Here is an 18,159-nt window from a genome sequence, read left to right as displayed (position 1 = left end):
GCTTGGTCACTCTTCAAGACTTGATATTTTTTTGATACCCGAAGGTATCTGAGATATCAATCCTGCGAGTGCCCACACAGATTGTCTGATAAATTGTTAAAGAGCAGTGAGTTAGACGCTTTCGCTTTCTAACTCGAGGTGGCGTATATTACGCTTTCCTCTTTCAGAGTCAAGCGTTTATTTTCGCTTTTCATCTGGCTGACGGGCCGGTTTGTAAGCCGTTGCGCCGTGTCAGTGGAGGCGCAGTATAGGGATTTTCTGGAAACTGACAACCCCTATTTTCAAAATAATTACCGACCGCACATTTTTTAGGCGCTAAGCTTATTTTTAGCGCGCTTTTATCGCTTTTGGCAGGTCTGCGAGGCTATTAATGACAAAATCAGCTGCAGCTTCGCTTTGCTCAGTGACTGGCTTACCAGTACGAACCAGTACTTTTGTCCCTACTTGTGCAGCTGACGCTGCCTGCATGTCTTCCAATTTGTCGCCAACCATATATGAAGAAGCCATATCTATATGAAGGAACTCTTGAGCAGAGAGCAACATGCCCGGTTGCGGTTTACGGCAATCACAGGTTTGGCGAAACTCTTCTATTATTGCATCTGGGTGATGCGGGCAATAATAGATACCATCCAGGTCAACACCGCGGTCTGCTAAAGACCAGTCCATCCACTCTGTCAGATTTTCAAAATCATCTTCCGTAAACATGCCACGGGCGATACCTGATTGGTTGGTGACAAGAACCAATGCATAGCCCATTGCTTTTAACTCACGCATTGCGTCAATCACACCATCAATGAACTCGAACTGGTCCACTTCATGAACGTAGCCATGATCCACATTAATGGTGCCATCACGATCGAGAAAAATAGCGGGAACAGACTGTGCCACTTGGAAACTCCTGAAACTGGGATTATTAGCTGTAGTATCGCATGATTTCTTATCCTCGCGGGAACAGACAATCATTCGCAGATTGATTTAGACGTCTGGATGCCTTAACATCCATATCGATAACGGTCATCACCCGTTATCGGCAGCAGAAAATGCCACGGCTTACACTCATACGATAATAAATAACCTAATGATTAAACTTTCGAATATCACCAAAGTGTTCCAGCAAGGAAGCCGCAGCATACAGGCGCTGAATAATGTCAGCCTGCATGTTCCTGCTGGGCAAATTTATGGCGTGATCGGCGCATCAGGTGCAGGGAAAAGCACACTCATCCGCTGTGTAAATCTGCTCGAACGCCCAACTCAAGGTTCAGTACTGGTCGATGGCCAGGAGCTGACAACGCTTTCTGAAGGGCAGCTGACTAAAGCTCGCCGCCAGATTGGCATGATTTTCCAGCACTTTAATTTGCTCTCTTCCCGTACTGTTTATGGCAACGTTGCATTGCCTTTAGAGCTGGACAATACGCCACGTGAAGAAATTAAGCGCCGAGTGTCTGAATTACTCGATTTAGTCGGCCTGAGCGAAAAGCACGATGCATACCCAGCTAACCTGTCCGGTGGGCAAAAGCAGCGTGTCGCGATTGCTCGCGCTCTGGCAAGTAATCCAAAAGTCCTGCTGTGCGATGAAGCCACCAGCGCACTCGATCCCGCAACGACACGCTCGATTCTGGAACTTCTGAAAGATATCAACCGCCGTCTTGGCCTGACTATTCTTTTAATTACTCATGAAATGGATGTTGTTAAACGCATCTGTGATTGCGTTGCGGTCATTAGCGACGGTGAGCTAATAGAACAAGACACTGTAAGCGAAGTGTTCTCTCATCCAAAGACACCGCTGGCACAACAGTTCATTCAATCCACTTTGCATCTGGATATTCCGGAAGATTACGCACAGCGTTTGAGCGCCGATAAAAGCGAAACAACGGTTCCTTTACTGCGCCTGGAATTTACCGGCCAGTCTGTTGATGCTCCGCTACTTTCCGAAACCGCCCGCCGCTTTAATGTGAACAGCAATATCATCAGCGCGCAGATGGATTACGCCGGAGGAGTGAAGTTCGGCATTATGCTGTGTGAGTTACACGGAGAACATCAAGATATGGACGCTGCTATCGCATACCTGCAGCAGCAACATGTAAAAGTAGAGGTGCTGGGTTATGTCTGAGCCAATGATGTGGTTACTGTTAAAAGGCGTGTATGAAACGCTGGCGATGACGTTTGTGTCTGGCTTCTTTGGCTTCGTTCTTGGGTTGCCTGTTGGTGTGCTCCTCTATATTACACGTCCGGGGCAAATCAGCGCGAACGCGAAGGTTTATAACAGCCTTTCAGCGTTAGTGAATATCTTCCGTTCTATACCGTTCATTATATTGCTGGTATGGATGATTCCATTTACTCGTACCATTGTCGGGACCTCAATTGGTCTGCAGGCTGCTATCGTGCCATTAACCGTAGGTGCCGCACCATTCATCGCACGTATGGTTGAAAACGCCTTGTTAGAAATCCCGTCGGGCCTGATTGAAGCTTCACGCGCAATGGGTGCCACACCAATGCAGATCATTCGCAAAGTTCTGTTGCCAGAAGCACTCCCGGGTCTGGTGAATGCTGCAACCATCACGCTGATTACCCTGGTTGGCTATTCTGCTATGGGTGGTGCTGTTGGTGCCGGTGGCTTAGGTCAGATTGGTTATCAGTACGGTTATATCGGTTATAACGCTACCGTGATGAATACGGTATTAGTGTTATTGGTGGTATTAGTGTATTTAATTCAATTCTCAGGCGATCGTATCGTCCGGGCAGTGACTCACAAATAATACGTTCAACACAACATCGTTTTTACACATAGTAAGGAAGGGATATGTCTTTTAAATTTAAAACCTTTGCGGCAGTTGGTGCTCTGATTGGTTCTCTGGCACTTGTGGGTTGCGGTCAGGACGAGAAAGATCCAAACCATATTAAAGTTGGCGTCATCGTTGGTGCTGAACAGCAGGTTGCTGAAGTTGCGCAGAAAGTCGCAAAAGAGAAATATGGCCTGGATGTTGAGCTGGTTACCTTTAACGATTACGTTCTGCCTAACGAAGCGCTGAGCAAAGGCGATATCGATGCTAATGCCTTCCAGCACAAACCATACCTGGATCAGCAGATCAAAGACCGTGGTTACAAACTGGTTTCTGTAGGTAACACATTCGTCTACCCAATTGCTGGCTACTCCAAAAAAATCAAATCAATGGATGAGCTGCAAACCGGTGCACAGATTGCTCTGCCAAACGACCCAACTAACCTTGGCCGTTCCCTGTTGCTGCTGCAAAAACAAGGTCTGATCAAACTGAAAGATGGTGTTGGCCTGCTGCCAACTGTTCTGGATGTCACTGAGAACCCTAAAAACCTGAAGCTGGTAGAGCTGGAAGCACCTCAGTTGCCACGTTCTTTGGATGATGCTCAGATTGCTCTGGCTATCATCAACACTACTTACGCAAGCCAGATTGGCCTGACCCCAGCGAAAGACGGTATCTTCGTTGAAGATAAAGACTCTCCATACGTGAACATGATCGTTTCCCGCGAAGACAATAAAGACGCTGAAAATGTTAAGAAGTTCGTTCAGGCTTACCAGTCTGACGAAGTTTACGAAGCAGCAAACAAAGTCTTCAACGGCGGCGCAGTTAAAGGCTGGTAAGTTTCCATTCTTCTATTTTTGCGTAAATAATCTAAGACGGGCTTATGCCCGTCTTGTTATTTGTGCGAGAGCTTGGTTCAATAATCGCGTTTTATCATTCATTGAGGAAAAATTATGCGTGCTTTACCGATCTGTTTATTAGCAGTCATGCTGAGCGGCTGTACGATGCTAAGCAGATCCCCTGTTGAACCTGTTAAAAGCACTGCAACAGCGCCGGCGCCAGAACCTGCTAAACCTAAAGCTCCACGTCCAGCACCAGTAAGAATCTATACCAATGCTGAAGAGTTAGTCGGTAAACCTTTCCGCGACCTCGGTGAAGTCAGCGGTGATTCATGCCAGGTTAGCAATCAGGATTCGCCACCGAATATCCCAACAGCTCGCAAACGCTTACAAGTAAACGCCTCAAAAATGAAAGCAAATGCGGTCTTACTTCATAGCTGTGATGTCACCAGCGGCACACCAGGGTGTTACCGTCAGGCTGTTTGCGTTGGTTCGGCGTTAAACGTTTCTGCAAAATGACAGCATTTAGTTTCGAGCAAATTGGTGTTATCCGCTCTCCTTATAAAGAGAAGTTTGCAGTCCCCCGCCAACCAGGTTTAGTGACTGATGGCGGTGGAGAATTGCATTTACAACCTCCCTACAATGTGGCGGATGCCGTTCGTGGCCTCGAAGGTTTTAGTCATCTATGGCTGCTATTTGTCTTTCATCAAACGATGGAAGGTGGCTGGCGCCCGACGGTTCGCCCGCCGCGCCTGGGTGGGAATGCGCGTATGGGCGTCTTTGCTACTCGCTCGACCTTCCGCCCCAACCCCATTGGGATGTCGCTGGTTGAGCTGAAAGGTATTCGTTGCCAGAAAGATCAGGTCATTTTGCAGTTAGGCAGCCTGGATTTAGTCGATGGCACACCTATCGTTGATATCAAACCCTACTTGCCGTTTGCAGAAGCCGTGCCAGAAGCCATAGCGGGTTATGCGCAGCATGCTCCCGCAGCCGATATGCCGGTTTACTTTACCGCTGAAGTGCAGCAGCAATTGCCGGCGCTGGATAAACGTTACCCTTACATTGAGCGTTTCATCCGCCAGGTGCTCGCACAAGACCCTCGTCCGGCCTATCGTAAAACGGAAGGTACGGGTAAAACCTATGCCGTTTTATTGCTGGATTTTAACGTTCGCTGGCGTGTGACCGACGAAGGTTCAGAAGTGTTTGCAATTGAGACCCGTTAATTTATCGCCCTTCTCTTTTGACATCCCTGCCACACTGGTAAACTAAAACACTTATTTTGCATCAGGCTACTCAGGTAGCCAGTTATCTGCCGTTCAAATGGAACCGTAACAACATGCGTACTAGCCAATATCTGCTCTCCACACTGAAGGAGACACCAGCCGACGCTGAGGTCATCAGCCACCAACTGATGCTGCGTGCCGGGATGATCCGCAAACTCGCTTCTGGTTTGTATACCTGGTTGCCGACCGGTCTGCGCGTCCTGAAAAAAGTCGAAAACATCGTGCGTGAAGAGATGAACAACGCCGGTGCCATCGAGATGTGCATGCCCGTAGTTCAGCCCGCAGATTTGTGGCAGGAGAGCGGTCGTTGGGAACAGTATGGCCCAGAGCTGCTGCGTTTTGTTGATCGCGGCGATCGTCCATTTGTTCTCGGCCCAACTCACGAAGAAGTCATCACTGACCTGATTCGTAATGAGCTGAGCTCTTACAAACAACTGCCACTGAACTTCTTCCAGATCCAGACTAAGTTCCGTGACGAAGTGCGCCCACGTTTCGGCGTCATGCGTTCCCGTGAATTCCTGATGAAAGATGCTTACTCTTTCCATACTTCTCAGGAATCCCTGCAGGAAACTTATGATGCAATGTATCAAGCCTACAGCAAAATCTTCACCCGTATGGGTTTGGATTTCCGCGCGGTAGAAGCGGATACCGGTTCAATCGGTGGCAGCGCATCTCACGAATTCCAGGTACTGGCTCAGTGTGGTGAAGATGATGTTATCTTCTCAACCGAATCTGATTTTGCAGCGAACATCGAATTTGCTGAAGCCGTTGCTCCAGCAGGTGGTCGTGCTGCACCCACTGTTGAAATGACGCAGATCGATACGCCGAATGCGAAAACCATCGCTGAGTTGGTTGAACAGTTCAACCTGCCGGTAGAAAAAACCGTTAAGACTTTGATGGTTAAAGCTACCGAAGGCAGCGCTTACCCGCTGGTTGCTCTGCTGGTTCGTGGCGATCATGAACTGAATGAAGTTAAAGCAGAAAAACTGCCACAAGTTGCCAGCCCACTAACTTTCGCGACAGAAGAAGAAATTCGTGCGGTAGCGAAAGCAGGTCCGGGTTCACTTGGCCCAATTAATCTGCCAATCCCTGTCGTTATCGACCGTACCGTTGCCGCAATGAGCGATTTCGCAGCCGGCGCTAACGTCGACGGTAAACACTTCGTTGGTATTAACTGGGAACGTGATGTTGCGCTGCCAGAAGTTGCTGATATCCGTAACGTTGTTGAAGGTGATCCAAGCCCGGACGGTAAAGGCACTCTGCTTATTAAACGCGGTATCGAAGTGGGTCATATCTTCCAGCTCGGCACCAAGTATTCCGAAGCGATGAAAGCTTCTGTTCAGGGTGAAGATGGCCGTAACCAAACGCTAACCATGGGTTGCTACGGTATCGGTGTGACTCGCGTAGTTGCTGCTGCAATCGAACAGAACAATGACGAGCGTGGCATTGTGTGGCCAGATGCAATCGCACCATTCCAGGTTGCGATTCTGCCAATGAACATGCACAAATCTTTCCGCGTGAAAGAACTGGCTGAAGAGCTGTACTCAACTCTGCGTGCCAAAGGCATCGACGTATTAATGGATGACCGTAAAGAGCGTCCAGGCGTGATGTTTGCCGATATGGAACTGATTGGTATTCCTCATACTGTCGTTATCGGCGATCGCAACCTTGATAGCGAAGAAGTTGAATACAAAAACCGCCGTGAAGGTGAGAAGCAGATGATCAAAACCGGCGAAATCATTGATTTCTTGCTGGCACAGATTCAACGCTAATACTGGCATATAAAGTAAAAAGCCCCGCTAAGTGATTAGCGGGGCTTTTTTATATCCACTTGTTTATCAATCGTGGCAGCTTTTCTTAGGCTCAAATTTGGCTGCTCGGTCTGCAACGACTGTTTTCTTCAACTCGCCGCTATCTGGTGATGCCTGCAATGTAAAGTGAGCATCAACCACCAGCAATACCGGCTGATAATCCTCACCCCGCGCTGCCGCATATCCACGTTCCAGCTCTGCGTTACTGGCCACAGCGAATGTTTTCCCTGTAGAGCAATCCTGGAAAATCGCCGCATCAGCCATGTACTTATACATGCCTTTCATGGTCATCGGCGTTGCAGGTAACGCTTCTTTACTTGGCGTCAGAGTGTAAGTGAGCTGAGACTCAATCGAGTTACCTGCCCTATCTAACATCTCCAGGTTATCGCCTTTCGGGCGGAAATAGAGTTTTTCGCCGTCGCGTTCAGTGAGAACCAATTTATCCGCGGTACGTGCCCAACTTCCGTAAGAGGCAAAGACTGAAGGTTCTTTCACGCCCTGATAACGTTGATTCATCACCCAGGTGCCGTCTTTTTCCAAAAACAGCGACGTTTCAATCCCTGAACAATCCGCGCAAGGTAAAACCCCTTTATAACTTTGCTGCATTGGCTGTAGCTCTGCGGCTTGAGCAGGCTGTAACGTTTGAACTTCAGCCCGGTTATTACAGCCAAAAAGTGCAAACAAGCTACACACAGCGATAGCTGACAATAGAATCTTTTTCACCATCTCTTCCTTCTTCTGGTCAATATCTTTGCCGTTCGTCATTCAGGGCGACGGACTTTCCCGCGTAATGATTTCGTCGTTGATTTCTGTGATTTCGATGCGAGACGGCGCTCTTTCGATGCACGTGTAGGTCGTGTGGCTCGTCGGTTTTTTTGCTCAACAGTTAACTCTTGAATCAATGAAATCAGCCTTGCTACTGCAGCTTCACGATTCATTTCCTGACTACGGTACTCCTGCGCCTTTATCACCACCACGCCATCGGGCGTAATAAGATGGTGGCTGGCCGCCAGCAAACGTTCTTTATAATACTCTGGCAGGCTGGAGGCCCGGATGTCAAAACGCAAATGAATCGCCGTTGAGGTTTTGTTCACATGCTGGCCGCCCGCTCCCTGCGCGCGGATAGCCGTAATAGTGACCTCACTGTCCGGTATTGCTATCGTTCGTGACACTTCGATCATTAATGATGCTGCCAGGCCGTAAAGTGAATTTCGAGATTATTCTCAGCATCAGATAACCAGATTGCACCGTCCTGAATGGTGGCCTGTAAGTTCATCGAACGTGTACCAAATTCGCACAGCTTCGCCAGTTGCTCATCATCCAGATACCAGATAGACAAGTTTTGGTATTGCTTGAGTTTGTTCTGATGCTGCTGCCACCAGACTTCCGCAGCGCGGCTGTTATAGGTAAACAGCGCCACTTCACCAGACTGGCTACAGGCTTTTTTCAGGCGTTTTTCATCTGGCAGACCTAGTTCAATCCATAGGTCGATACCCATATGGTCGTTACGCTGCCAGATTTCCGGTTCTTCTTCTGCGCTTAAACCCCGGCTGAATTGCAGACGCTCGTTAGCGTATTTAATCCACGCCAGCAGGCGCAGCATCATACGTTCTTGCGTTTCCGAAGGATGGCGCGCAAGCGTCAGATTGCTATCCAGGAATTGATTGCGATCGAGATCGGCAACATTCACCATCGCTTTATAGATTGTTGCTTTTAACGCCATCACACTTCTCCGAACTCAATTAGGCGCTCATTGTAACCAAAACCTCGCTAAAACGCTGTTATGTATTCACTCAAGTAGAGGGGTGCGCTGCTGATATCGGTTTCATGCCTGTGGTATAGTCACCTTGCTAAACAGAGTTTATCTTCGTAGGCTTAACTGGCATCACACGATTAAGTCTGAGGTCGGGACTCTGAAAGGAGGGCGTGTGGAAAAGTATTGTGAATTAGTACGAAAGCGCTATGCGGAAATAGCCAGCGGAGATTTGGGTTACATTCCCGATGCACTGGGCTGCGTCTTGAAGGTGCTGAACGAAGTGGCTTCCAACGAAGCACAACCAGAATCTATTAGGGAACAGGCGGCGTATGCGGCCGCGAACTTACTGGTGAGCGACTATGTCAATGAATGATGCCTATCAACCCATCAATTGTGATGATTATGACAATCTCGAGCTCGCCTGCCAGCAGAACTTAATACTGACGCTGGAGTTGAAGAGCGGAGAAGTTTTCAAGGCGAAAGCCAGTGATCTGGTGTCTCGTAAAAACATCGAATACTTGATTCTCGATGATGCCGGTACCACTCGCGAAGTTCGTCTCGATAAAATTGCCAGCTTCAGCCATCCTGAAATTGGTACTGTCGTAGTTAGCGAATCCTGATACGCAAAGTATCCGCATGCGTGGGCAGCCTTGGGGCTGCCCTTTTTTATGGCTTCATTGAAGCGTAATAAGCAGCCAGATTGCTGATGTCCTCGTCGGAAAGGCCACTTACATAAGCCTTCATCACTTCAGCTTGCCCACCACTACGCTCGCCCTTTTTATATGCCTTTAACGAGTGTTCAAGATACGCCTCGTTTTGCCCGGCAAGATTCGGGTACATCGGCACGGAAACTTTCCCCGTAGCCCCGTGGCACGCCACGCACATCATGGCTTTTTGCTCACCTGCAGCGGCATCACCTTTTGCCAGTACCGGTTGAGCACACAATAATATGCCCGCTAAAATAATGATTCTCTTCATGATTTATTCTCCTTTTGCCAGTCGACATGCCAGCATGATTCTTCCGTCGCCTTTCCTTCCCGGGTGACAAAAACCCCAAGAGCGACAATCAACTTTTCGCCGTAATATAACAGCGGCGTTCTTTCGCGCTGCCATGGCGCAATACCTGACTCTTGCCAGATCTTTTTCAAACTACGGCCACGTTCGCGCCCAACGATATGGAACTGTCCGGAAGCCTTAAAACGTACGGTAACGGGCTCGTCAGCACCAGGTGTGCGAACCTCCTGCCCAATAGATGCCAATTGAAGAGTGCCTAAGCCACCGGGCAATGTTAATGGCGCAAAAGGTTTAGACCAGGAAACGATCTCATCACCCAATCCGTTCATCAACGGCAACCAGTACAATGCCCCCTGATATCGGCGAACTTCAAAGCTGCCAAATTTCAAACGGGGGTTGGCATCTTCACGACTTGTTGCAACCTCATTCCACAGGCGTGCCAGCGCTGCTCGCGAAGGCATAGCGGCTTTCTGACGGCCAAACCAGCGGCGTAGCAACGCCGAACGCCGGATATCACTGAGCGGCTTTAGAGGCTCAATGAGTAATGAGCCATCGTCCTGAATCAGCGCCTCAAGTTGTTCGGCAAGCAACTCATCAAGTAATTGTTCTTGCTCTCCACATAACTCAGCGCTGCGGGCAACGCTTTGTGGGAAATGGGGCCAACGCTGTTGGATTTCAGGAATGACCCGCAACCTTAAGAAATTCCGATCGTAGCTATCATCCTGGTTACTTTCGTCTTCTATCCACGTTAATTGATGTTCATTAGCCCACGCTTCCAGAACTTTGCGCGTCTGCCCCAGCAATGGCCGGATTAATTCTGTCTCACCAAACGGCAAACGTTCAGGCATTGCGGCCAGCCCCGCAGGGCCACTTCCCCGCTTCAGGGCAAGTAGAAATGTTTCACACTGGTCATCAAGGTGCTGCGCCGTCAGTAAAACTTCGTCTGGTCGTATTGTTTCAGCCAGCGCCTGATAACGTGCTGCTCGCGCATGGGCTTCAATCCCTAATCCATCGTCTGCCAACTGCACTCGTTTTACTTCAAACGGTACGTTCCATTGTTCGCAAACTTGCTGGCAATGTTCGGCCCAATTATCGGCATAGGGGCTTAAACCGTGATGAATATGCATGGCGCGAATCTGGAAATTAGCGACCTGCATATCGCGAAGCGTAACCAACTGGTGGAGTAAAACCGTGGAATCCAGCCCACCACTAAACGCCACCAGCAAATTCGGGTGCGGCTGCAATAATTTGATGAGAGGACGAAGTGGCATAGTCAGTAACTTGAATAAGGTTTTGCCCGGCACGTTACCGGGCTACGAGAAGAGAGGCAAGCGTTACTGCTGGTATAGCTCAAGAGGCAAGCCGTCGGGGTCGTTAAAGAAAGTAAAACGCTTATCGGTGAAAGGATCGATACGAACCGGCTCACACTTCACACCATGCTTCTCAAGATGAACAATCGCGCTGTCGATATCGTCAACGCTGAATGCCAGATGACGTAACCCACAAGCCTCCGGGCGACTCGGCCTTGCTGGCGGGAACGGGAAGGAAAATAGCTCAATGACATATTGCCCGTTCAATGCCAAATCACCTTTCCATGAATCCCGTTCTTCACGGTACGCTTCCGCTTGTAGCGTAAAGCCAAGAATATCGCAGTAAAAATGCTTACTGGTTGGGTAATCCGACGCGATGATAGCGATGTGGTGAACTTGCTTTAAACCCAGCATAAATGCTCCTTTGTCTTTTCCGCACGGTAACTATCATGCATCGGTAAATCAATACGCTACACCGATTTTAGGACTCGTACTCTATAGATGCCATCCTCACCCAGTTTGGCTCCGTGAATGTCGGTTTCAAACCCAGGATAGTGCTCTCCCACAGAACACAACATCAGCAGGAAATCGAGCACTGCCCGGCTTTCATTGGTGATCATCTCACCCGGCATCACCACCGGCACACCAGGTGGATACGGCAAGATCATGTTTGCTGAAACGCGATTAAGCAATTGTTCGATTTCTACCGTTTCAACGTTACCTTTCACCTGCTGTTGATACGCCTTGTGCGGCGTCATTTTCATTTCCGGGAGCACATCAAAAGCACGCAGCATCAGGTCAGAAAGGTTGTGCTGCTTAATCAGTTTGTGGATGCCTTGCGCCAGGTCCTGGATACGCATATTGCGATAGAAATCAGGATCTTCAGCATACAAATCCGGCAGCATGTTTTTCACACGCAAATTGAGGTCATACGAGCGTTTAAACTCCGTCAAACCACGCAGCAAACTTAACGCCTTGGTTTTGTCTATCCCAATGCTGAATAGGAACAACAAGTTATATGGCCCTGTTTTTTCGACGACCACACCGCGTTCATCAAGGAACTTCGCCACCAGTGCAGCGGGAATGCCCTCATCAGCCATCGTCCCTAACTCATCCATGCCTGGTGTCAGAATGGTGACTTTTATCGGGTCGAGGTACATATGGTCGGCATCAGCATCTTTGAAACCGTGCCAGTCCTCTTCACCCGGTGAAATCGGCCAGCAGGCGGCTTCATCGATAAATTCTGGCTGCCAGATATCGAAGAACCAGTCCTCTGACTCTTCCCGCAGGCGCTGAACTTCACGACGGAAATGCAATGCTCGTTCTACCGAGCGATTAATCAATCGCTTGCCCGGGTTGCCTCGTAGCATTGCTGCCGCCGTTTCAATGGATGCCACCAGCGGATAACTTGGCGATGTAGTGGTATGCATCATGTAGGCTTCGTTGAAGGTTTCCTCGTCGTAATCACCTTTGATATGGATGAGAGATGCCTGCGACAACGCTGCCAATAATTTGTGTGTGGACTGGGTTTCGTAAATCACTTTCCCCGGCACACGATCGCCACTCATGCCACTTTTACCCTGATAAATAGCGTGGAAGTTGGTGTACGGCACCCAGGCGGAATCAAAGTGGATAGAAGGTACATCGAGGGTCTGTTTGATAAATTCGGTGTTATACAGCAAGCCATCGTAAGTCGAGTTGGTGATAACCGCATGCACCGGCCACTGGGCATTTTCCGTCTCAGCAACTTTCGCCTCGATACTCTCGCGCATAAATTCACGTTGCGGAATGCCGCCCAAAATCCCCAGCGCATTGCGCGTTGGTTTTAACCAGATGGGCACCAGGTCGGTCATCATCAGCAAATGCGTCAGCGATTTGTGGCAGTTACGGTCAATCAGCACCGTGCTGCCAGAAGGTGCGGCGTACATACCCACGATTTTATTCGACGTGGATGTGCCGTTGGTCACCATGTAACTCTGCTCCGCACCAAAAGTACGGGCGATATATTCCTCAGCCTCCAGATGTGGACCAGTGTGATCGAGTAACGATCCCAGTTCCGTTACCGAAATAGAGACATCCGCTTTAAGCGTGTTCGCGCCAAAGAAGTCGTAGAACAGGCAGCCAACCGGGCTTTTCAGATAGGCGGTGCCCGCCATATGCCCCGGCGTGCAGAATGTGTATTTCCCTTCGTTCACATAGTTGAACAATGCTTTGGTTAACGGAGGAGTGATGTTATCGAGATATTCATTGGTGTACTGACGGATGCGCAGGGCGATATCGTCTGCTGCACTGAGGGCGTATTCAAAGAACCACAGCGCCATGCGCATTTCGTTGACGCTGACATCCAGCGAAGAGTGTGTGTTGATAAACGCATACAACGGTAAATACTCATTCAAGCCGTTAATTTCACTGCATAAATCCAGGCTGTATTCATCCCAGTCAAAAATGACGCCGCAGATACGCGGGTTATGTTCGATAAGTTTCAGCAGGTCGGTACTGTTGGTCGGGTAAATCAGGCGAAAACCCTGAACTTCCAGCGCTTGGTGGAGTTCTTTGATTGGCTCGTCTTTGTAGAAAACGCCATGCGGCCCCATGATTGCAATAATATTCAACGCTCACCTCCTGGCAAAAAACCTTCAGGTAATCATAGTTTATTGAAAAGGGATGCAGAACAAGCGCAGAAGGGTAAGGTTTCTTAAAGTGCGGGAGTCCAGGCAATAAAAAAGGTCAGAATTTCTTCTGACCTTCTTCTTCAATATACCCGTTAGCATTCGAGTTGCAGGTAGGCGGCCAGGGAGCTTATCCCGATGAGCTTACTAAAGTAAGTGATTCGGGTAAGTGAGTGCAGCCAACGCCCCTGCAGCTTGAAGGATGATGGGTATATCACGCGTAGCCGTAACTCATCAGCCGATGATAACGACGAGCCAACAGCTCTTCGGTATTTAACACGTCCAGATCGGCTAAATCAGCCAGCAATTGCGCTTTCAGTGAAGCCGCCATCGTCTCAATATTACGATGCGCGCCGCCCAGTGGTTCAGGGATAACGGTATCGATCAGTTTCAACTCTTTCAGACGCGGTGCGATAATGCCCATGGCTTCTGCGGCGATCGGGGCTTTATCAGCACTTTTCCACAGAATAGACGCGCAGCCTTCTGGGGAGATAACGGAATAGGTGCTGTATTGCAGCATATTCACTTTATCACCCACGCCGATTGCCAGCGCACCACCGGAGCCACCTTCACCAATCACGGTACAGATGACCGGCACTTTCAGGCCAGACATTTCACGCAGGTTGCGCGCGATAGCTTCTGACTGACCGCGTTCTTCCGCGCCCACGCCAGGATAAGCTCCTGGAGTGTCGATGAAAGTAATGATTGGCATATTGAAACGCTCAGCCATTTCCATCAAACGCAGTGCTTTACGATAGCCTTCTGGTGCTGGCATACCGAAGTTACGACGAATCTTCTCTTTGGTTTCACGGCCTTTCTGATGGCCAATAACCATCACCGGACGACCATCAAGACGCGCAATCCCGCCAACAATAGCTTTGTCGTCAGCATACGCACGGTCACCCGCAAGTTCATCGAACTCATCAAAAGCGAGACGCAGGTAATCAAGCGTATACGGGCGCTGCGGGTGACGCGCCAGTTGAGCAATCTGCCATGCTCCTAAATCGGCGAAGATCTTACGTGTGAGTTCTACGCTTTTTTCACGCAGACGCTGCACTTCTTCGTCCAGATTAATATCTAACTTTTCGTCCTGACGGCTAACTGCAGTCAGGGAATCAATTTTCGCTTCCAGCTCTGCAATCGGCTGTTCAAAATCGAGGAAATTCAGACTCATAATATTCCTGTATTAGTCAAACTCCAGTTCCACCTGCTCCGAGCCTATCAGCGAGCGAAGCTCATTGAGCAAACGATCGCTTGGGGAAACACGCCATGCCGCGCCAAAGCGCAAACGTGCTCGTGCATCCGCTCTCTGATAGTAGAGATGTACTGGAATGGTCCCCGAACGATGGGGTTCCAGAGACTGACGGAGACGGTTCAAAAGCTGGTCATCAATTTGCCTGTCCGTCAGCGAGATAGCAAGCCCACGCGCATACTTTTCGCGGGCTTCGTCTATGTCCATAACTTCGCGAGCGGTCATTTTAAGGCCACCGCTGAAGTCATCAAAGCTGACCTGTCCACTGACGATCAGGATACGGTCTTTTTCCAACAGATGCTGGTACTTTTCTAACGCATCTGTGAATAGCATCACTTCCAGGCGACCAGAACGGTCATCCAGAGTGCAGATGCCAATGCGATTGCCACGCTTGGTAACCATCACCCGCGAAGCAATCACCAGACCCGCAGCTGTGGTCATTTTACCACGTTCTGTCGGGTGCATCTCTTTCAGGCGCATGCCACCGACATAGCGCTCAATTTCTTTCAGATACTGCGTGATGGGGTGTCCAGTCAGGTATAGACCTAACGTTTCACGTTCGCCATCCAGTACCACTTGTTCTGGCCACGGAGTCACGCTGGCGTAGGACTGCTCAACCTGCTCCGGCTCATCGGCCAGCACACCGAACATATCCACCTGGCCGATAGCTTCGGCTTTGGCGTGTTGGTCAGCCGCTTTAAGTGCATCGGGCAGCGCATTCATTAATGCGGCGCGATGCGGTCCGAGGCGGTCAAATGCCCCGGACATCACTAATTTTTCAAGGATTCGTTTATTGAGTTTTTTAACGTCAGCTCGCGCACAGAGGTCGAATAACTCCCGGAAATAACCGCCTTTGTTACGCGCCTCAATTATCGCTTCAATCGGGCCTTCACCGACACCTTTAATCGCACCGATACCGTAAACAATTTCCCCGTCGTCATTAACGTGGAAATGGTACAGCCCGGAGTTAATATCCGGTGGCAGAATTTTCAGGCCCATGCGCCAGCATTCATCTACCAGGCCGACGATTTTCTCAGTGTTATCCATGTCAGCAGTCATCACCGCCGCCATAAACTCTGCCGGATAGTGCGCTTTTAACCACAGCGTTTGGTAGGAAACCAATGCATAAGCAGCTGAGTGAGATTTGTTAAACCCATAACCGGCAAATTTCTCTACCAGGTCGAAGATCTTAATCGCCAGCTCACCATCAATGCCACGAGATTTCGCACCATCTTCAAAACCGCCACGCTGCTTCGCCATTTCGACCGGGTTCTTTTTACCCATTGCACGACGCAGCATGTCCGCACCGCCCAGCGAGTATCCCGCCAGCACCTGCGCAATCTGCATCACCTGTTCTTGATACAGGATAATACCGTAGGTCGGCTCCAGCACCGGTTTCAGGCTTTCATGCTGCCATTGAATATCAGGGTAAGAGATGGCTTCACGCCCGTGTTTACGGTCGATAAAGTTATCAACCATGCCTGATTGCAGCGGGCCAGGGCGGAACAGCGCTACCAGTGCGATCATATCTTCGAAGCAGTCAGGCTGCAGACGCTTGATAAGATCTTTCATGCCGCGGGATTCTAGCTGGAACACCGCTGTGGTTTCCGAGCGTTGCAGCATGTCGAAGCTTTTCTTATCTTCGAGCGGGATAGCGGCGATATCAATCGGCTCTAAACCTTGCTTCGCCCGACGCGGGTTGATCATCTTCAACGCCCAGTCGATGATGGTCAGCGTACGCAAGCCCAGGAAGTCGAACTTCACAAGGCCCGCATATTCCACATCGTTTTTATCGAACTGGGTGACCGGGTTTTGGCCCTGGTCATCGCAATAAAGCGGAGCAAAGTCAGTAATTTTGGTTGGCGCAATTACCACGCCACCGGCATGTTTACCGGCGTTACGCGTTACGCCTTCAAGTTTACGCGCCATGTCGATAAGCGCTTTAACTTCTTCGTCAGCGTCGTACATTTCAGGAAGCTGCGGTTCAACTTCAAACGCTTTAGCAAGCGTCATCCCCGGATCGGGCGGGATCAGTTTAGAGATACGATCGACAAAACCGTACGGGTGCCCCAGTACACGGCCCACATCGCGGATAACCGCTTTTGCCGCCATCGTACCGAAGGTAATAATTTGTGATACCGCCTCGCGCCCGTACATTTCGGCGACGTGGTCAATAACCCAATCGCGTTTTTCCATGCAGAAGTCGATGTCGAAGTCAGGCATCGATACACGTTCCGGGTTAAGGAAACGTTCGAACAGCAGGTCAAATTCCAGCGGATCAAGATCGGTAATTTTCAGAGCATAAGCAACCAGTGAACCCGCACCAGAACCACGGCCAGGCCCTACCGGCACGCCGTTGTCTTTGGACCACTGGATAAATTCCATAACGATCAGGAAGTAGCCTGGGAATCCCATCTGGTTAATAACTTTAAGCTCAATATCCAGACGCTCGTCGTACGGCGGTCTTTTTGCCGCGCGCTCCTCAGGATCTTTGAACAAGAATTCCAGACGATCTTCGAGCCCTTCCTTAGACTTCATGACCAGGAAGTCTTCAGTCGACATATCACCAGTTGGGAACTGCGGTAGGAAGTACTCGCCCAGACGCACAGTAACGTTACAGCGTCTGGCGATTTCTACGCTGTTTTCCAGCGCTTCCGGGACGTCTGAAAAGAGTTCGCACATCTCCTCTTCAGTACGAAGATACTGCTGCGAAGAGTAATTACGCGGTCGTTTAGGGTCGTCAAGGGTAAAACCATCGTGGATAGCAACGCGGATTTCATGAGCATCAAAATCTGTGGACTCAATGAACCTTACATCGTTGGTTGCTACGACCGGCAAACCACGTTCATCGGCTAAAGCGACGGCAGCATGCAAATAGCTTTCTTCATCAGGACGACCTGTACGAATCAGTTCCAGATAGAAGCGATCGGCAAAATACTGCTGGTAGAATTCCAGGCACAGATCGAGCTGTGCCGTATTTCCACGCAACAAGTTTTTGCCAATATCCCCCATGCGCCCACCAGAAAGAAGGATCAGCCCATCGTTCAGTTCGCCAAGCCAGGCTCGGTCGATAATTGGGCCCGCAGCACCGTAACCACGCTGGTAAGCTTTAGAGATGAGCAACGTCAGGTTTTGATAACCGACATTGTTTGCGGCAAGCACGGTTAAATGGCTGAGTTCATCGCCCAGCAATTCATTCGCAACGTTAAAATCTGCACCAATGATCGGCTTAAGCCCTGCACCATGCGCAGCACCATAGAATTTCACCAGCCCACAAAGGTTAGTAAAATCAGTGATCGCAATTGCTGGCATCCCCATCGCCGCGGCTTTCTTCACCAGCGGAGCTGTTTTTGCCAGGCCATCAACCATGGAGTAGTCGCTGTGCACTCGCAGGTGCACGAAACGTGGTTCAGCCATTTCTCATTCCGTTTAGATGTGTAACGTACGT

The 18,159-nt window shown here is 49.7% G+C and carries 18 protein-coding genes; 8 read left to right on the top strand and 10 right to left on the bottom strand.

Features of this window, described 5'->3' with window-relative positions; genetic code table 11:
• Nucleotides 1-327: 327 nt before the first annotated feature.
• Nucleotides 328-888, bottom strand: a complete 561-nt coding sequence (gene gmhB / locus GC128_RS15235; RefSeq protein WP_151995019.1) for a D-glycero-beta-D-manno-heptose 1,7-bisphosphate 7-phosphatase — start codon at nucleotides 886-888, stop codon at nucleotides 328-330.
• Nucleotides 889-1,078: 190 nt separating this feature from the next.
• On the opposite strand from gmhB, the gene metN reads away from it, so the two are divergent.
• The 6 genes from metN (at nucleotide 1,079) to proS (ending at nucleotide 6,671) form a co-directional block, all read left to right on the top strand.
• A complete protein-coding gene (gene metN, locus GC128_RS15230; RefSeq protein ID WP_064516370.1) occupies nucleotides 1,079-2,110 on the top strand; it encodes a methionine ABC transporter ATP-binding protein MetN in 1,032 nt (343 codons plus the stop codon).
• Complete coding sequence (locus GC128_RS15225; protein WP_064516368.1) at nucleotides 2,103-2,756, top strand: methionine ABC transporter permease MetI; 654 nt, start codon at nucleotides 2,103-2,105, stop codon at nucleotides 2,754-2,756. Before metN ends, GC128_RS15225 begins: the two co-directional genes overlap by 8 nt.
• 44 nt (nucleotides 2,757-2,800) lie before the next feature.
• The gene (gene metQ / locus GC128_RS15220) at nucleotides 2,801-3,616 is read left to right on the top strand and encodes a methionine ABC transporter substrate-binding lipoprotein MetQ (protein WP_151995018.1); all 816 of its coding nucleotides are present in this window, start codon (nucleotides 2,801-2,803) and stop codon (nucleotides 3,614-3,616) included.
• 114 nt (nucleotides 3,617-3,730) lie between these two features.
• Complete coding sequence (gene rcsF, locus GC128_RS15215) at nucleotides 3,731-4,135, top strand: Rcs stress response system protein RcsF (RefSeq protein WP_034461033.1); 405 nt, start codon at nucleotides 3,731-3,733, stop codon at nucleotides 4,133-4,135.
• Nucleotides 4,132-4,839, top strand: a complete 708-nt coding sequence (tsaA, locus tag GC128_RS15210; protein ID WP_151995017.1) for a tRNA (N6-threonylcarbamoyladenosine(37)-N6)-methyltransferase TrmO — start codon at nucleotides 4,132-4,134, stop codon at nucleotides 4,837-4,839. The genes rcsF and tsaA overlap by 4 nt, the downstream gene beginning before the upstream one ends.
• A gap of 113 nt (nucleotides 4,840-4,952) precedes the next feature.
• Nucleotides 4,953-6,671 carry a proline--tRNA ligase gene (gene proS, locus GC128_RS15205; RefSeq protein WP_151995016.1) on the top strand — a complete coding sequence of 573 codons (1,719 nt, stop codon included), beginning with the start codon at nucleotides 4,953-4,955 and terminating at the stop codon, nucleotides 6,669-6,671.
• Nucleotides 6,672-6,737: 66 nt separating this feature from the next.
• On the opposite strand, the gene nlpE is transcribed toward proS, so the two are convergent.
• Genes nlpE through GC128_RS15190 form a run of 3 tightly spaced genes read right to left on the bottom strand, consistent with a single transcriptional unit; the run spans nucleotide 6,738 to nucleotide 8,433 of the window.
• Nucleotides 6,738-7,433, bottom strand: a complete 696-nt coding sequence (gene nlpE / locus GC128_RS15200) for an envelope stress response activation lipoprotein NlpE (RefSeq protein WP_151995015.1) — start codon at nucleotides 7,431-7,433, stop codon at nucleotides 6,738-6,740.
• Nucleotides 7,434-7,471: 38 nt separating this feature from the next.
• Nucleotides 7,472-7,891 (bottom strand): alternative ribosome rescue aminoacyl-tRNA hydrolase ArfB, encoded by a 420-nt coding sequence (gene arfB / locus GC128_RS15195; RefSeq protein ID WP_151995014.1) that lies wholly within the window; start codon nucleotides 7,889-7,891, stop codon nucleotides 7,472-7,474.
• Nucleotides 7,891-8,433, bottom strand: a complete 543-nt coding sequence (locus GC128_RS15190) for a YaeQ family protein (protein ID WP_151995013.1) — start codon at nucleotides 8,431-8,433, stop codon at nucleotides 7,891-7,893. Before GC128_RS15190 ends, arfB begins: the two co-directional genes overlap by 1 nt.
• A gap of 205 nt (nucleotides 8,434-8,638) precedes the next feature.
• Here GC128_RS15190 and GC128_RS15185 point away from each other — a divergent pair, with 205 nt between their 5' ends.
• Together GC128_RS15185 and rof are read left to right on the top strand one after the other, a co-directional pair.
• Nucleotides 8,639-8,839: a YaeP family protein gene (locus GC128_RS15185; protein WP_064540227.1), complete on the top strand. Its 201-nt coding sequence runs from the start codon at nucleotides 8,639-8,641 to the stop codon at nucleotides 8,837-8,839.
• Nucleotides 8,826-9,086 (top strand): Rho-binding antiterminator, encoded by a 261-nt coding sequence (rof, locus tag GC128_RS15180; protein WP_151995012.1) that lies wholly within the window; start codon nucleotides 8,826-8,828, stop codon nucleotides 9,084-9,086. Before GC128_RS15185 ends, rof begins: the two co-directional genes overlap by 14 nt.
• Nucleotides 9,087-9,132: 46 nt before the next feature.
• Here the strand turns inward: rof and GC128_RS15175 are convergent, their stop codons facing one another.
• The 6 genes from GC128_RS15175 to dnaE all read right to left on the bottom strand — a co-directional run bounded on the left by GC128_RS15175 (nucleotide 9,133) and on the right by dnaE (nucleotide 18,128).
• Complete coding sequence (locus tag GC128_RS15175) at nucleotides 9,133-9,444, bottom strand: c-type cytochrome (protein WP_233338012.1); 312 nt, start codon at nucleotides 9,442-9,444, stop codon at nucleotides 9,133-9,135.
• Nucleotides 9,441-10,751: a tRNA lysidine(34) synthetase TilS gene (tilS, locus tag GC128_RS15170; RefSeq protein ID WP_151995010.1), complete on the bottom strand. Its 1,311-nt coding sequence runs from the start codon at nucleotides 10,749-10,751 to the stop codon at nucleotides 9,441-9,443. The genes GC128_RS15175 and tilS overlap by 4 nt, the downstream gene beginning before the upstream one ends.
• Before the next feature lie 63 nt (nucleotides 10,752-10,814).
• Entirely contained in the window at nucleotides 10,815-11,204 is a 390-nt protein-coding gene (locus GC128_RS15165) for a VOC family protein (RefSeq protein ID WP_151995009.1), read from the bottom strand.
• A gap of 56 nt (nucleotides 11,205-11,260) precedes the next feature.
• Nucleotides 11,261-13,402, bottom strand: coding sequence for a lysine decarboxylase LdcC (locus GC128_RS15160; protein WP_151995008.1), 2,142 nt, complete (start codon nucleotides 13,400-13,402; stop codon nucleotides 11,261-11,263).
• Nucleotides 13,403-13,673: 271 nt separating this feature from the next.
• On the bottom strand, nucleotides 13,674-14,633 hold the full coding sequence (gene accA, locus GC128_RS15155; protein ID WP_120063811.1) for an acetyl-CoA carboxylase carboxyl transferase subunit alpha: 960 nt from the start codon (nucleotides 14,631-14,633) through the stop codon (nucleotides 13,674-13,676).
• A gap of 12 nt (nucleotides 14,634-14,645) precedes the next feature.
• A complete protein-coding gene (gene dnaE, locus GC128_RS15150; RefSeq protein WP_151995007.1) occupies nucleotides 14,646-18,128 on the bottom strand; it encodes a DNA polymerase III subunit alpha in 3,483 nt (1,160 codons plus the stop codon).
• Nucleotides 18,129-18,159: the final 31 nt, after the last annotated feature.

The sequence above is a fragment of the Buttiauxella massiliensis genome (assembly GCF_902500225.1).
GTDB lineage: Bacteria > Pseudomonadota > Gammaproteobacteria > Enterobacterales > Enterobacteriaceae > Buttiauxella > Buttiauxella massiliensis.
This window is presented reverse-complemented; position numbering and strand designations above follow the sequence as displayed.

Coding starts and splice junctions, on each gene's coding strand:
- GC128_RS15175 (WP_233338012.1), bottom strand. CDS start 9,444: ATGAAGAGAATCATTATTTTAGCGGGCATATTATTGTGTGCTCAACCG.
- accA (WP_120063811.1), bottom strand. CDS start 14,633: ATGAGTCTGAATTTCCTCGATTTTGAACAGCCGATTGCAGAGCTGGAA.
- GC128_RS15225 (WP_064516368.1), top strand. CDS start 2,103: ATGTCTGAGCCAATGATGTGGTTACTGTTAAAAGGCGTGTATGAAACG.
- GC128_RS15190 (WP_151995013.1), bottom strand. CDS start 8,433: ATGGCGTTAAAAGCAACAATCTATAAAGCGATGGTGAATGTTGCCGAT.
- dnaE (WP_151995007.1), bottom strand. CDS start 18,128: ATGGCTGAACCACGTTTCGTGCACCTGCGAGTGCACAGCGACTACTCC.
- metQ (WP_151995018.1), top strand. CDS start 2,801: ATGTCTTTTAAATTTAAAACCTTTGCGGCAGTTGGTGCTCTGATTGGT.
- rcsF (WP_034461033.1), top strand. CDS start 3,731: ATGCGTGCTTTACCGATCTGTTTATTAGCAGTCATGCTGAGCGGCTGT.
- proS (WP_151995016.1), top strand. CDS start 4,953: ATGCGTACTAGCCAATATCTGCTCTCCACACTGAAGGAGACACCAGCC.
- metN (WP_064516370.1), top strand. CDS start 1,079: ATGATTAAACTTTCGAATATCACCAAAGTGTTCCAGCAAGGAAGCCGC.
- tilS (WP_151995010.1), bottom strand. CDS start 10,751: ATGCCACTTCGTCCTCTCATCAAATTATTGCAGCCGCACCCGAATTTG.
- arfB (WP_151995014.1), bottom strand. CDS start 7,891: ATGATCGAAGTGTCACGAACGATAGCAATACCGGACAGTGAGGTCACT.
- tsaA (WP_151995017.1), top strand. CDS start 4,132: ATGACAGCATTTAGTTTCGAGCAAATTGGTGTTATCCGCTCTCCTTAT.
- GC128_RS15165 (WP_151995009.1), bottom strand. CDS start 11,204: ATGCTGGGTTTAAAGCAAGTTCACCACATCGCTATCATCGCGTCGGAT.
- rof (WP_151995012.1), top strand. CDS start 8,826: ATGTCAATGAATGATGCCTATCAACCCATCAATTGTGATGATTATGAC.